The sequence below is a fragment of the Pseudoalteromonas haloplanktis ATCC 14393 genome (assembly GCF_000238355.1).
Classification (GTDB): Bacteria; Pseudomonadota; Gammaproteobacteria; order Enterobacterales; family Alteromonadaceae; genus Pseudoalteromonas; species Pseudoalteromonas haloplanktis.
On the sequence record NZ_AHCA01000010.1, the window covers coordinates 148,235 to 161,783 of the forward strand.

Annotated in this window: 8 protein-coding genes; 1 reads left to right on the top strand and 7 read right to left on the bottom strand. The window is 44.9% G+C overall.

What is annotated here, in order from left to right; all coding sequences use genetic code 11:
- Window positions 1-102 precede the first annotated feature (102 nt).
- On the top strand, window positions 103-474 hold the full coding sequence (locus tag PHAL_RS0117510) for a hypothetical protein (protein WP_016709734.1): 372 nt from the start codon (window positions 103-105) through the stop codon (window positions 472-474).
- A 260-nt stretch (window positions 475-734) separates the two neighbouring features.
- Here the strand turns inward: PHAL_RS0117510 and PHAL_RS0117515 are convergent, their stop codons facing one another.
- The 7 genes from PHAL_RS0117515 to PHAL_RS23185 are packed head-to-tail and all read right to left on the bottom strand — an operon-like array spanning window position 735 to window position 13,535.
- Window positions 735-1,370, bottom strand: coding sequence for a hypothetical protein (locus PHAL_RS0117515; protein ID WP_016709735.1), 636 nt, complete (start codon window positions 1,368-1,370; stop codon window positions 735-737).
- Window positions 1,360-4,263, bottom strand: coding sequence for a hypothetical protein (locus PHAL_RS0117520; protein ID WP_016709736.1), 2,904 nt, complete (start codon window positions 4,261-4,263; stop codon window positions 1,360-1,362). Before PHAL_RS0117520 ends, PHAL_RS0117515 begins: the two co-directional genes overlap by 11 nt.
- A 3-nt stretch (window positions 4,264-4,266) precedes the next feature.
- Complete coding sequence (locus PHAL_RS24430) at window positions 4,267-7,539, bottom strand: collagen-like protein (protein ID WP_016709737.1); 3,273 nt, start codon at window positions 7,537-7,539, stop codon at window positions 4,267-4,269.
- Entirely contained in the window at window positions 7,470-11,969 is a 4,500-nt protein-coding gene (locus PHAL_RS0117530; RefSeq protein ID WP_016709738.1) for a phage tail protein, read from the bottom strand. The genes PHAL_RS24430 and PHAL_RS0117530 overlap by 70 nt, the downstream gene beginning before the upstream one ends.
- Complete coding sequence (locus PHAL_RS0117535) at window positions 11,962-12,372, bottom strand: DUF6950 family protein (RefSeq protein ID WP_016709739.1); 411 nt, start codon at window positions 12,370-12,372, stop codon at window positions 11,962-11,964. Before PHAL_RS0117535 ends, PHAL_RS0117530 begins: the two co-directional genes overlap by 8 nt.
- Window positions 12,356-12,946, bottom strand: coding sequence for a hypothetical protein (locus PHAL_RS0117540; RefSeq protein ID WP_016709740.1), 591 nt, complete (start codon window positions 12,944-12,946; stop codon window positions 12,356-12,358). Before PHAL_RS0117540 ends, PHAL_RS0117535 begins: the two co-directional genes overlap by 17 nt.
- Window positions 12,867-13,535, bottom strand: coding sequence for a hypothetical protein (locus PHAL_RS23185; protein ID WP_020465259.1), 669 nt, complete (start codon window positions 13,533-13,535; stop codon window positions 12,867-12,869). The genes PHAL_RS0117540 and PHAL_RS23185 overlap by 80 nt, the downstream gene beginning before the upstream one ends.
- Window positions 13,536-13,549: the final 14 nt, after the last annotated feature.

Below are 13,549 nucleotides of genomic sequence, written 5' to 3' on the forward strand. Positions count from 1 at the left end.
AATTATAAAAATAGCCGTTAGCAGCTTAATTGATTAAATAAACATCAAATGTAATATTCATCTTCTATACTTATACTCATACGTAATGATGAGGCGTTGAGCATGAAATGGATGATGACACTCACAACTTTATCTTTAGTTGGTATAGCAATCACGGGAAATTCAATTTACAGCGAAGTTCAGCTGTTTAACAAAACCACAGCATCTGCCGAGGTGACAGCTAATATGTATCGTTCGCTTATTTGGCACATGGACGTTTATAACGACCATGAGTTTATTCATGTTGCCGAATCTTATTTTGCCGATGGCAAAATAGACGCCCGCGAATACAGCAAGCTGCTGCACTTAGCAAAAGAAACCTCAGGGCCATTAATTTACCTAACACAATCTGAAGAACAGCTTTGGCATGCTCGCATTACCTTTAAAAAGTACTTAGAGAATCGAGAAGAGTTTCAATTGGTCGCAAGTCAGTGAAGTAAGGTGTTTTGCTGTGATGCCACAAGTGGAAAACTGATTAATAGCGATATAAACAACTTAACTGTAAGCCGCCGCAGAAATTTAGAAAAAAAGACGCTAGATTTTAGAATGCATTAAATTATGTTAAATAGGCTTTGTTTTTTATTTGATTGAGTCATTACAGTGGAATTTCACTTTATTTAGATGGGTCTTTATTGATGTTTGGAAAGAGTAGGGTTTAAACAGTGTTTAAACAGTGTTTAAACCCGATTTAAACGTTAGCTAAAGAAAGCCTTGCGCGCCAATATGAAATCTAAACCAAATTGCTTGAACTCGGTTTCGTTTAACAGTTCAACAACTTCAACGCCTTTACATGTTTCTGCATTAAAGTTTATTGGGAAGAACTGCTCTTCAACATTAAACTCTTTTGCAAGTTCCAATGCGCTTTTTAGAGCGGATAAACCATTTTGATTTGTTTCACTCAAAGATACATGAATGTTTTTAAATTCAATGCCACGCAATTTATCTATTTGCCTAGCATAAGTCTCTAAGACTTGTTCAACGGTTTTAAGCGCTGGCCGCTCTGGTACAGTTGGTTCTGGTAGTGGCTCAACCGTTGTCAGGGTTCCATCTTCATTAGCCACCGGCTCTGGCACGTTAGCGTTGTACTCGTTAACTCGGTTTAGCTCAACCAAATAATCGTAGTAGTCACGCGCCCATTGCCATTGTTCGCCTTGGGCTGCAATTTCAGCAAAACGTTCGATGTGCTGAACCTTGCCTTTAGCGATAAGCTGGGCCAAGTCTTTTACTATTGGCCCTTGCTTAAGGGTTGGTAAACCCTGTTCGTTAAGAACAGGGGCTTGCTCGTCATCTAAAACGATAAAATCTAAAATAGCATCGAGTTTATTTGTCATTTTTAATCCATCCAAGTGGTTCAACGCATTGTGATGTGCCAACTAAGTTGGTGTTACCGTTTTCGTCTAGCATAGTGGTTTGGTTATCTACAATGTGAATTTTACCATCGTCACCCCAATCTGTGCCGTTGTGTGTTAACTCTGTGTAAGCGTAATTGATAAAACCTTGCTGGTTTTCAACAACGTTGTAGTTGAGAGCTTTGAATGCCCGACTATTATTTGTTGGCGTTACAAGCGGAATAGTAACGTGTTTTGTCTCTTTACTTGCTGAGAGTCTACCTGTGGCTAATTCAATTCCTAGTTGGTTTAAACCTAGTTCAACTGCTTGATTGATTGTTGAGGTATTAACATTATCCGTCAGTGAGAAACCTAAATCACGCGCTTGGGTTGCTGAGTCAGAAACTATAACGTTGTTTATATTTCTAGTAGCAGAATTAACAGTACTTTTAGTCATATTCGCTTTAGTTTTATACTGCCAAATTGTTACTTGATTAGCGGGCATATCCGTAACGTTAACTGTGTTTTTAGCCGCATTACCAATTGCCGTTGCGGCGTAAGTCCACGTTGCACCCCTATCTAACGTGTGTGTGCGAGTGATATCTGTGCCTGTTCCCGTATAAGGTCGGGTAAGTTGGAACTCATCTTTTGTGCCATCAGGTAAATCTGGTAAGTAACCCCCGATCCAACCATCCCTAAGGTCATCACAGAGTATAATCTCAGAAAGTGGGCCTTGGACTTCCGTGTAATTAAATTCATGTGCCATAAAGGGATATTTACTACCTAAATCATCTCTTGAAATGATGACGGTATACGTTCCATTTGGGAATTTAGACGTGACATTACCGACAACATAACATGTTGAATCCGAGTTTGTTCGAATTGTTACAAGCTTTATTTTTTGTAGATTCCCCTCACTATCTACTATAAAACAACCAGGTACACCCACATGAATTGTTGGTGATGATTTTGTATATCCTTGCCAGCCTTCGAAGTCATCACTAAAGCGTTGACCTGAGACTATCAATTTTGTAACACCATCATTAAAAACAGAGCCAATGGTCGTCACTGTACCCGCTTTGATAACTGGAACCTGTTCGGTACCTCGGTAATTTCCAGCCTTAATAGCTAGATCGGCCTCTGCAAAATCTTCTTGAGTTAAACACCACGCTGAGTAACGCATATCACGACATACACCGCCTTGGCCGCTGGTATAAATGACATCGTAGTAACGACCATCAGGCCTACCTGAGGCTCCATTGTATACTATTCCAAAATCTTTATTAGCTCTAGCGCCTCCGTTTTCTTCGGTCTCAAAACAATCAAAAACAGACTCGTAAGGATACCCAGTAACAGACCAAGTATCGCCCCCCACTTCGGGTGAAGACTGTCTAACAAATCGATTAGCACCAAAGGGGTTTAGTTGTTTATGATATGCGCCTTTGTTTAATCGGTTAACTGTGCCAAACACTAGAAAATAGCATTCACCGTCGGAGCAAACATCCTCAGGGTAGTTTATGCCCTCATGGGAAAAATCCCTTACTTTAAACAGTCCAAAATCCCCTTTTTTCAAATTAGAAATGGTGGATTGGTTGTGCGCTAGGTATATGGCTGCTGATTTGGTATATTCCGGACTATAATCCAGCGTACCCTTTGGTAACACTAACGAGTTAGCATCCCACTTTAAATACCCGCCATCCCCACGCATACTAAATAGCTCTGACCAATCACCATTACCTGCGCCCGCAAACGAACGCCCGCGAAGGGTCCACTGATAAAACTTACCGGTTACGTCATCAAAGAAAATATTGTTTTCAAGGTCACTTGCAATAACCATGCGCTGGGCTTCACTGGCGGTTTGCCAGTTTACCCCTTTCCCACGACTCGTTGTGTCACCCTCATACCATGCAAAATAGGTGATTGAGCGAACATTATCACTGGCGGTTGCAACCCCATTAATATTGGTCGCTTGACTTTGAATTAACCCATATTTATAAACAAAAGGATCAGCATCGTTGATTTCACGCAAGAACGCTTCAACCCCCCACATATCAACGCGGTCGGTCACTACTTTGTTGGTAGCCGTTTCACTGGCGAACGCTATAGAAATGGAGGCATGTTGGGCAGAAACACCTGTTGCGATATCGTATGTACGGCGCCCATCTTCTACGTTGGGAAGCTGTATATAATTATCTCGGACAGCACTATTCATATATTCAATGTTAGTTAGCACTCCACTTATATTGACCACAGGGTAATCTTTCTTAGACAAACCTAGGGCGCTAGTGCCACGCCCCATAACCAAATTTCGGCCTTGTGAGTTTAAAACCCAAAGCCCCTGATTAATAGCACCACCGGCGGAGGTCAAATGTTTTCCAAAATGCACAAAACCACTGGCCGCAAACTTTTCATTGTTCTCTGCGCGGCGAGCTTCAAACTCAACCTTGCGCATTGCCCACGGGTAGGGGTGATACGCGTCCATTTGTGCCTCGTTGTCAGCTTCAATTTGCTTTAACGTTTTAACCGTGGTTGTTGTGCCGTCTTGATTAGTAAACGCGACAGTACCCATGTTTGTTTGCCAGTTTTGCATGGCCACAAAGTTATCGTAGACGTTTTTGTTAGCGTTGTTAATAGCATCCACGGCGGCTCTAAAATCGCCGGTTGTAGGTATTACAACAGCGGGTTGGCTTGACTGGTTACTGTTAGCCCAGTTTTTAACAAGCTCAATATATTGCTGACTTGAGCCACCCACGTAGCCGCGATTTATCTCAACTAAAAACCCCGCTAAGAATAAAAAGTCACCTTGTCTAATGTTGGCGATACTCTCGCCGCTGTTGATTGTGACCACTTTAGAGCCGTTGGTCACGCTGGCTTGACTGGCTGTAAATGCTGCCATGGTTTAGTCCTCGCTTGATATTAAGCTGATTGATTGTCTAGTAAAGTTTGATTGTGTGTGATACGTGCCGCGAGACAATATTCTTGCGCGATACTCTCTGTTGGCTGTGTTCATGTCGTTATCTGTGTAGGTTAAAGACCCAAACATAGACGTTGTTGTATACGATTGATTATGCTCGGACTCATAATCACAGAGCGTTGATGCCGATGCTGTTAAGGTATCTACCAGACTCCATGTTCCCGATGGATTTTTCTTTTCCAGTGCGACGGAGACATTGGACGTAAAGTTGATAGGACAGACATTATCGGCTTCGGTTGACAGGGCAAACACGGAGTAACTAAGTTTGATAGTTATAATGCCACCATTACTACCAAATGGGCCTATAGCTACGGCTGCGCTAGCTGATAAGTCGGTTGTTTGTTTTGATGTAGACAGTGTTCCTGCGGTAATAGATCCGGAAATGTAAATATTACCTGAAACATCTTTCCACTCTATTGCATTGGCTTTCGTCAATGCGTTTAAATTAGGCAATCCATCGGATAAAATTCGAGGTCCATACCAATACCATAAATTATCAGGGCCAAACCCCCCCATGTATTCAATTTTCATCGTAGCAGAACCAATCATATCAACACGAGGTGACTCAATTCGTGTTCCTGCTTTAAAGCTATCACCTTCCACTGAGCCTTTTATCAACGCATTACCATTAACTAGCAGCGTATAACCAACCCACGTTGAACCGTTGTATTTTTTGGTGGTTTCAACCGTAGGATCACTAAGCTTATAAATAGTAACAATGTCATCAATGACGGGGGTGCCGCTTGGTACCGCACTATTCGCTAGACTGTTGTACCAAATGCCCTCTGTATTACCTATGGTGTAACGGCCAGCGCCACGGCTACCGTTTGTGCCGTTGTTACCGTTTGTGCCTTTTATAATATAGGGTACAGGGTTGCTCCACCCTTGATTAATCCATGCATTGCCGTTTGATACATAACGCGCTTTAGATACATACGTGACATAACCTGCCACATACACAGGAGTGTCGCTCCAATACTGCGGTATTTGCTCTACAGTGCCATTAAAACTGCCGCCGGTTGGTTTTGCTGGCACTGACTGAGCCGCAATGTAAATGAAACTAACAAAGCTGCCGTCATTTCCATCAAAATAATCCACCCCCTTAATCGGGGTATAGCCCGCCAAACCCAATTGAGTAAATGCAATGTTAGTAAGCTCTGTACCTACTTGATAAATACTACAATCAAACCCGTAAACACCACTTGGTACTGTGAGTGATGAATAAAAAACTACGCCGTTTTTGTAGTAATGTACGTACTCGCCATCACACTCAACAGCGAGATTGTCTGAGCTTGTGTAACTACCAAAAAAGCCAATATACGTACCGGATTCATAGATGCTAATTGAACCTTGATCACCATACAGAGCGTAGTTAATGTGCTCATAACCACCCGAGGTGTTGGCCGTGTTACTTAGTCCAAAAATAGTATGGCGGCTATCATTTAACGTGGCAGATACAACGCATGCTTTGTATTTCATCACACTCTGAGCACCCGCATCCCAGCCTAATGATCCGGCAACCTTAGTAACGCTGTTACCCGTTTTTACTGCATTGGCGTTTACAGCATTAAGGGTAAAAGAACTCGCTCCATCTTGACCATCTGCCCCTTTAAATAATGACCATGTGTAATTAGCTGGGTTGGTTGACTCTGTAGCAGTGGTTTTATTTACAGCAATACCAATGTACTTGGTGTTGCTGTTAGGGGTTTGATACATGCCAGAACCATTGGCGTTGTCGCTGTATACAATCCAAGTGTAGGTCGTTTGGCCGTCCGCGCCTTTGGCACCAGGGACACCATCGTTACCATTTGCGCCATCTTCGCCTTTTATTTTTGACCATGTGTAGTCAGCGGGGTTGGTTGACTCTGTGGCCGTGGTTTTATTGTAAGCAAAGCCAATATACTCTTTGTTGGTGGGGGAGTTACTAAGACCAGCACCACTGGCATTATCAGCATACTTTAACCATGTATAAGTGGTTAGCCCGTCAGCACCTTTTGGCCCCTGAATACCTTGCGGTCCAGTGGCACCGTCTTGACCATTAATACCATCTTTACCGTCCTCACCATCCTGCGCTTTAATATCATCGAGCGTTTGTACTTGGTGGCCATCACCAAGCACTAAGCGGCCACGTATAACATGCTGTGGGTTGAGAGGGTCGCTGTTATCAACATAGGACGTGGGAACAAACGTATTATTGACCATTGCGCCTTGGCGAATGATGTCACCAACGAGGTCTAAACTCGCAATTTCACCATCGTTATAACCGGCGATACCCGTTACACGGCCATTGTTATCAAGCGTCCAGCCACCGCGAGCAACCAACTTACCGTCAACCGTGGTAAATAACTGGCGCAGCTCTTTAATGCTTGCGCTGTTTTCACCGTCGCTGATCTGCATGTTTGCGATAAATTCAGCAAGTGGGCCATTGACCCAAGAGCCACCATCGGCCACACATTGTACGGCGTCATTTTCGCTGGTGATTTGGCCTTGGGCATCTAAGCAGTAACCCACGGCAGTACGGGTATACTCTTGCGCTTTTGATATAGCCTCTGTTTTAGCGGCCTCTGTGTCCGTTTCGATTTTGCTGGTAAGCGTTTGTTGTAACGTGCTAAACGCTTGGTTTTGGCTTGCGAATGTTTCGCTTACTTCGTCAAAGCTGGCGATTGTGTCTGCAACAAACGATTCAAACTCAACATCACGCAGGGTGTTGGCTTCATTAATGGTGGCAATAGCTGTGGTTACATCACTAAAACGAGCGGTTACGTTATCAAACGTGGCTTGATAACGCTGATCACGTATTACGCTTGATTGATATTGATTAGCTACCGCCTTGTTTAGTGACGTAATAATTGCGTTGCTGTTGTTAAAAATGGCTGCTAACTCAAGCTGCTGCTGTGCCAAACTTTCAAGCTCTGTTGTTTGTGCTTGCAGCTTTTCATTCGCGAGTGACGCTTTAACATTGAGCGTTGCCAAGTCCTGGTCTTGCATCATTTTGTTATACGCGGCAACAACGTCATTTAAGCCCTGCGCTTGCTGGCCAAGTTCCAAGCCCTGAATTTGTAAAATGTTGGTGGTTACCGCGCCCTCGGCCGCATCTAAGCGTTGTTTTACATTCGCAAAGGTAGCGTTTACGCCGTCTTCTTTATCATTAAATAACGTGATCTGGTTTTCAATATACCCCTCTGCAGCATTACCCATGCAGCACCAATTTCAACGGCGCGTTGCACGGCTGGGCCGTCAATCCAGGTATGTCCTGCCGCCTCACATGCAACGGCATCGTCTTCATCGACACGTTCGCCGTTTTCATCAACACAATAGCCGGTTACTGCCCGAGTAAATTCATTCGCTGTGGCAAGCATGGCTAAATCTTGCGTTTGAAATTCAATGCGTAATTGACTGCCTAGCGTTGCACGGGCTTGCTGCTCGGTGATCACCAATTCATCAAGGCGATTTAAATCAGCCTCAGCGCTGCCCATTCGTAATGATAGTTGCTGCTGTGCGTTAGCCGTAACAGTTAGATCATCGGCATTGGCTTGTATTAAATCATACGCAAATGAAATGTTGTCGTTAATACCGTTTGGTTTATCAACAAACTGGGTGATCAAGTTTTCAATGGTGCCATCCGCTGCGTTAATCCACTGCTGCGCCTCTTTGGCGGCGGTGATTATGCCCTCATCGTTAATCTGCTGGATAGTCGCTGTTATGTTGTATTCACCGTCAAACGTGCTAATGAACTGCTGAACATTTGCCGCTGTTTGATAGGCTTTGCTATTAACAAAAACGGTGGTGTAGTCGTTAATTAACTGTACAAGGGGGCCATCAACCCATTCATGGCCAGCGGCAATACATGCTAGGGCGTCAACTTCATCAACTTTATTACCCTCTGCATCTACGCAGTAACCAACAATGGCATCAACCCGTTCGTTGGCTTGAGCAACAGAGCGCGTACCTTCGCGGGTTATTTCAGCTCTTAATTCACGTTCAGAGCTTGAACGCGCTGTACGCTCGTTTGCAAATGCTTGATTTAGGCTTGTTAAAAACGCGGCGTTTTGGCCGTATAAGCCAGCAAGTTCGAGCGTTTGCGTTGCCAGTGATTCAATATCGTTACTTACTGCAGTAAGCTTTTGGTTAGCTACAGATAAGCTAAAGCTTTGCTCGGCCAGCTCTTTGTCTTGCTGCATTTTGTTGTATGCTGCAAGCACCTCACTTAACCCTAAGGCTTTTACATCAAGCTCTAAGCCGTTTACTTGGGTAACGCTTTGGCTAATTTCACCTGCAATGGCATCTATTGTTTGTTCAGCTGTGCTAATACGTTGGTTTACGCCATCGTCACTGTTTAAAATGCTGGTAACTTGGTCGCGAATCGTGGCGTTTGCACCGTCGATCCACGTTTGCGCTGCATTGGCTTTAACTATTATGTCTTGGTCGTTAAACTCTTGCAGAGTAGCTGCAATGCTGTACTGAGTATTAAACGAGTCAATCAGCGTTTGTACATTACTTTGCGTTTGATAGCCCAGTGCATTAACCCAGCTCGTTGTTGCATACTGGGCCATTACGCCTGTCGCAGCATTAATGTCTTGCTCAAGCTCTGTTGTGCGGGCGGTAATATCAGCAAGTGCTAGGTCATTAGCACCGCGTTTACCCACTTCGATAAAATCAATATCACACGCGCCTAAGTCAAACTCTAAGCTGGTAATGGTGCCTGTATAGCCCGTCGTGCCTGTGGCATCGAGCGTTAAAGTTTCAAAATCATTACTTGTAGGCTCAGGTAAATGCAGGGTAGTGGTGTCTTCATTAAACTTAATATCACCTTGCCACGTTGCGCCGTTGTGTTTACGAACGCGCAGGCGAAACATGGGGTTTTCATCAGCGTTATAGCTAATGGTGGGGCTGCTGATTTGGGTGGTGGCCACGATGTAGCCCAGCGCGTTATGGCTATCAGGATCAAACCCTTCACTACTTGTATTAAACTGCCAACTATACGCAGGCTGTAGCGCAGCCAATGCACTGGCTATTTGCCCCTCAACCTCGGTAAATGTTGCCTTTTGGTTGATTTGTGCGGCTTGTACAATAAGCTGCGCCTCGGCTTGGCTTATACGGTTTTGAGACTGAGCAATTTGTTGTGACGCCAGCGTAATTTTACTGTTCACACCATCAATCATCAGCGCGGCGCTATTAAAACTTTCTTCGGCAATGGCATAGGCGCGGTTAACGATGGTGCCAGTATCCGGATCAACATACACAGCCGCATCAATTAAACGTTCGTTGTTAAACGTGCGGCGCTCGTACTCAGTACGCCAGTTTGTATACGCGCTAGTCACGTTTAAAAGACTTAAACCAATGCTTTGCTGTTCTAACCGTTGCTGCTCAATGGCAATGTTATTGATTTTAATCAGTGCAGGTAAACTGTTTTGGTTGGTTTCGTCTAAAACCTCGGTTACGCGCTCTAAATCCGTTATTTTGCTGTTTGAGTCGGCTAATTGTTGCTGCAAGCTGTTTGGGTTCTCAGCGTCAATCAGCTGTACTTTTTCAGCAAGGCCGGTGATCGCATCAAGGTTTTTAGCAATTAAGCTGGGTAAGTTGTTTTCGGTTTCAGGGCGCAGGCGATCAACTTGAGCGTTTATGTCTGCAATAAGGGTTTGGGCGTCTTCGCTTAATTTAGTGAGCGGTAATTCATTAATGTACTCAGTTAAATCAACGGTGGTCGTAGTGGCCGTTACATTCACCCAGTCACTTGCGCCCAAGTGATTAACGCTGCGCACTCTAAATTTATACTCAGTCTCACTTTTTAAACCGATGCGATTATAAATCTGTGCAAGCACACGTTCGCCGCTTTGTGGCTGTGCGTTAGTGCCTAAAAACTCCCACTCAAACGCGGTGCCAATGCCAGCTGCGGCAATCTCAGCGGTTAACGTAATTTGGTTATAATCAGCTGTTACATACACAGTCGGCAAAGTAGGGGTGAGTACGCTAAATTGTACAGCAACAAGCTGTGAGCGTTGGCCAAATATATTTTTAGCACTAATCCGTGCTGTGTATTCGCCTAATTGCAAATTAGGAATAGTTACTTGTGTATACGTAACAGAGGTTTTAAATACCGGCTCGTTAGCTGCAGTATTAAAAAACTCAACATCGTATTCGTTTACAGCAAGCGGAGTCGGGTGGTTCCATTTGATTATGCCGTTACCGTCACCGTCTATTGTTACCCGTACATCAAAAACAGGCTGAGGTTTACCCACTAAATAGTCACTGTTGGGGGTTAAATCTTGCGCACCAGGAATTATGTTATCAGCCCATAAATCGGGGCCGTCTTCAACACACATCAAGGTCACGCCGCCGTCTAATCTAAAGCGGCGCTCGGTTACACGGTAAATTTTATTGTTAATCGACTCGCGGGGTAAGTTTAAAAGCACAGTACGGCCAACGGCTGCAGCTAGGCCTTTGTGCTTAAGCGGTAATTCAATTTCACCAAGGCGGGTTTGTTCTAAGTGGATTGTTGCTAAGCGCTGCGCTGTGGTGCTACTGCGTACAAACGGCAGTGAAATAGACTTTTCTAATACCTGGTTATCAATGGTTTGATACCCAGCAGACACGACAGGCGGCGCATCTGTACGGTCGTAGTTTTGCTCAGGGTCAGTAAATGTGGCTCTAACAACATTGGCACGGTCGCGTAAATCAGCGTGCCATTTAATTTTAAGATTGCCGTGAACATCATCCTGGTTAATTGTGTACGTCGGGTTGCCATACCATGCGCCCACCCGCACATACCATTGCCCCATTTGCCTAAAAATTTTACCCGCAAAGCAGGCTTCTAACTGGTTTAACACCTCTATTGGTTTGGTGCTAAAGGTAAAGCTGCCATTGGTTGTGTAGCGCGGCTCAGTCGTAACAACGCCCTCAGCGTCGGTAAACTCGGCGTCTTCATCACATACGTTAATTGCTGCAATCCACCACTGCATTGGCAAACGGCTAAACGGGACCTCATACGCGCCATAAAACCGCACATAGTGCAGGGCACATAACACAGCGTTTTGTGTCCAAAGCCAGGTACTTTCATCGTCAGGGTCTTGGGCTGTATCGCGTGGGTCCCACACACGAGCACCGCGTATTAAAAATCCCATATCGCCAATGCCGTCTTCAAACACTTCGCGATTATTTTCAATTTCAATAAATATATAACTTTGGCCAAAGCCAACGTGTTCGCTCGTCCAGCCCGTCATTTTAGCCACCGCTTTAGCGTTGGCAGTAGTTTGGCGGCCATCGCTTAACTCATAATCCCAGCTTTCACTTGGGTATTCGCTTAGCTTTTTATCAGCAATGTAAATCTCTTCAAGTGCATCAATAGGTGCACCATTAATGAGTACAATTAATTGCATCCATTTTTTATCGTTCTTTTCAACCTCCGCTTGGTGGGCAATAACACCGCCTACTAAGTCGCGGCCAAAGGTAATACGGCGGGGTTGGTCTATGCCTTTTTGTAAGCCTTGGCCAAGGGTGGCTAAATCATTTTCGGGCAGGTCAGGGGAGAGTGAATCCCATAAAGCGCCCACAGTTTTATCAAATACACTGCGGCCTAGGCCAAATATATCGCCGCCCGTATCAACAACAGCATCAACAACCTTAGACATTACGCGGCTCCAAAGGGTACACCGCTTTTACAGCAGTCATGGGCAAAGTAACTAAACCGTATTCACCCACGCACACTACTGCGTTAACAGTGACTATGCCGCCCACAAGCTCACCTTTAAATTCAACTAACGCCAAATCACCTCGGCGGGCGTAACTAAGCGCTATCGCTGGGTTTAAACGCTCTTTAAACACGCTTTCAACATCGTTTAAACCACGTTTAAATAGTTGTTTAAACGCACCACTTTCAGTGCGGTATTTCCCCCTAAAATCGGCAGCTACATCGTTACCGGTTGCAAACAACACCCAATCAGCGACTAAAAGGCAACAATCATTTTTGCCCCATTTAAACGGTTCACAGTTACGTTGGTTTATAAAAGCAGCAAGCTTAGCGGCGACGTTCATTGCGGTTGCCTCCTATGTAGTTACCAGGTTGTGTATCGGGTAGGTTTTGTTTGTTCGCGGTGGTTTGTTCACTAAAAAATACATCACCCGGGTAAAGTGATTTTTGGGTGGCGTCGTTCCAACGCTGATTTAAACGGGCTTCTTTCCAGCGCTCGCTTTCACCTGCAACGCTAAGCTGAATTTGCGATACATCGCCGCGCTCTACGTCACACGCCACAATGTAGCCGCTTTCAAGTAGCTGACTTTGGCTAACGCGGTAATGCTCATCAACGGTTACCAAGTAAATTTCACAGCCCTGGCTAATGGGGTCGTTTTCGGCTACCTCCGCTAATACTGCTTGGTCTTGGGTGTGCAGGGTTAAACGTATGCTGGTGCTGTCGTTTTTATCGCTGGCGGGTATTTCGCTTACAGTGCCAAGCATGCCCACACCATGCCAGGTTAAATTAGCAAATAGGCGCTCACCCACGCCAGTATGCAGCAATACATCGCCACTTTTAAACGCCAGGCGTACAAAAAAGCGGGCGCGGCCACTGGTGGCTAAATCGGCGAGTAGGGCTGCGTTTAAGCTTTCCATTAAAACGCCTCCCGCCCTTTGATTTTCCAGCTGGTAACAATGCCGTTTTTGTACTGGGCACTGGCAAGCCCTTGCTTGTTATCCCAACCGGTTGTTTAAAGGTAATTAGGGTGTTGTCTGCAGGTATTTTACGCAGTGGGGATTCAAATATTACAGTGGCGCGGCCAAGTGAGTCCGTCACTAAGTCTTGGGTTAATACTTTAAGCTCGGTGTTTTGGCCAACACCTACTTGCATACGTTCGCCAGCAACAAGCAAGGTTTGATTAGCCGGCAATCCATCAATAGTTAAAATATTACCGTCTTGGTATTCACCCCGTACATAGCCCACAAAATCTTTATCAAGCTGCTCACGGCGGTAATCAACCAAGGTAAACGTGCCCACTTGGCCGCGCAGGCTGGCAATAAAACCATCAAGGGCCAATGCATCGCGCTCAGGCACATTGGCAAGTTCTATTTCAAACTCCCAATACGCACCTTCAAGGTCGTAAACCTCGGTCGCGTTATTGGCTTTGTTCAAATGTATTTGGCTATTTGGCACTAACGTAAAGTTAGATAGCTTAGGCCGTTTGGGTAGGGGGAGTGGTTGCATCGTTACCAAGTTTC

Bases quoted from the DNA above. Each gene is read 5' to 3' on its own strand.
- PHAL_RS23185 (WP_020465259.1), bottom strand. From the start codon at position 13,535: ATGCAACCACTCCCCCTACCCAAACGGCCTAAGCTATCTAACTTTACG.
- PHAL_RS0117530 (WP_016709738.1), bottom strand. From the start codon at position 11,969: ATGTCTAAGGTTGTTGATGCTGTTGTTGATACGGGCGGCGATATATTT.
- PHAL_RS0117540 (WP_016709740.1), bottom strand. From the start codon at position 12,946: ATGGAAAGCTTAAACGCAGCCCTACTCGCCGATTTAGCCACCAGTGGC.
- PHAL_RS0117535 (WP_016709739.1), bottom strand. From the start codon at position 12,372: ATGAACGTCGCCGCTAAGCTTGCTGCTTTTATAAACCAACGTAACTGT.
- PHAL_RS0117510 (WP_016709734.1), top strand. From the start codon at position 103: ATGAAATGGATGATGACACTCACAACTTTATCTTTAGTTGGTATAGCA.
- PHAL_RS24430 (WP_016709737.1), bottom strand. From the start codon at position 7,539: ATGGGTAATGCTGCAGAGGGGTATATTGAAAACCAGATCACGTTATTT.
- PHAL_RS0117515 (WP_016709735.1), bottom strand. From the start codon at position 1,370: ATGACAAATAAACTCGATGCTATTTTAGATTTTATCGTTTTAGATGAC.
- PHAL_RS0117520 (WP_016709736.1), bottom strand. From the start codon at position 4,263: ATGGCAGCATTTACAGCCAGTCAAGCCAGCGTGACCAACGGCTCTAAA.